This is a genomic window from Candidatus Symbiopectobacterium sp. NZEC135 (assembly GCF_025962695.1).
Genome location: NZ_JAGFPF010000791.1, coordinates 1 through 935, shown reverse-complemented (window position 1 = coordinate 935; position 935 = coordinate 1). Strand labels below are relative to the sequence as shown.

Genomic DNA, 935 nt, shown 5'->3' with positions numbered 1-935 from the left:
GCGCAAAGCGGTAATAGCGTCGCCGGTGGCGGCATCCTTTATCTCTATGCGCTCGGTATGGGCTTGCCGCTTATCGCGGTGACGCTGTTCGGCAACCGCTTTTTACCCCGTAGCGGTCCTTGGATGCAGCACATCAAAACTGCTTTTGGGTTTGTCATTCTGGCCTTACCGGTTTTTCTGCTGGAACGCGTTGTAGGCGATATCTGGGGAGCTCGCCTGTGGAGCCTGCTGATAATTTCCTTCCTGAGTTGGCTGATCATACTGGGCTTGCGCAGCCATTGGCGCGGGATGCGTTTGATACAACTGCTGCTTTTGATTGGTGCCGTGACCGCCGCTCGTCCATTGCAAGAATGGTTAATGCCTTCATCAAGCCAAGCCAGCACCGCTCACACATCGACTCTGCCGTTTACACCGGTTCATCATCTGGAAGGGTTGAACCAATCCCTCACTAGCAGCCAGCGCCCTGCCATGCTGGATTTATATGCCGACTGGTGTGTAGCCTGCAAAGAGTTTGAGAAATACACCTTCAGCGATGCGGACGTTAAACAGGATCTGGTCAGGTTTCAACTCCTTCAGGCGGATGTCACCGCCAACAACGCGCAGCAAAATGCCTTGCTGAAAAAATTTCAGGTTATGGGGTTACCGACCATACTCTTTTTTGACAGTAATGGCCGAGAGATTCCCGACTCACGCATTACGGGTTTTATGAATGCCGAGGCGTTCCGGGCACATTTGCAAAAACTGGGGCAATAAGCTGCTGAAACGGTGGCGGCCCCAGTCTGAATCAAGGGGGATATCATGCAACTACAGCGGGACGAGGTACTTGAGAGCGCGCTGATCTTACTGGAACAACAGGGCGTTGCCGCCTTAACGTTAGACACTCTGGCGGAGAAACACTGCATCACCGCAGAGGCCATGACCGCCTTCTGGCCGGA

1 protein-coding gene is annotated in these 935 nt (G+C 53.6%); it reads left to right on the top strand.

Features of this window, described 5'->3' with window-relative positions:
• Positions 1 to 753 (top strand): thioredoxin fold domain-containing protein (locus J5224_RS30485; RefSeq protein WP_264628778.1); only part of this gene is annotated, 753 nt, incomplete at its 5' end.
• Positions 754 to 935: the final 182 nt, after the last annotated feature.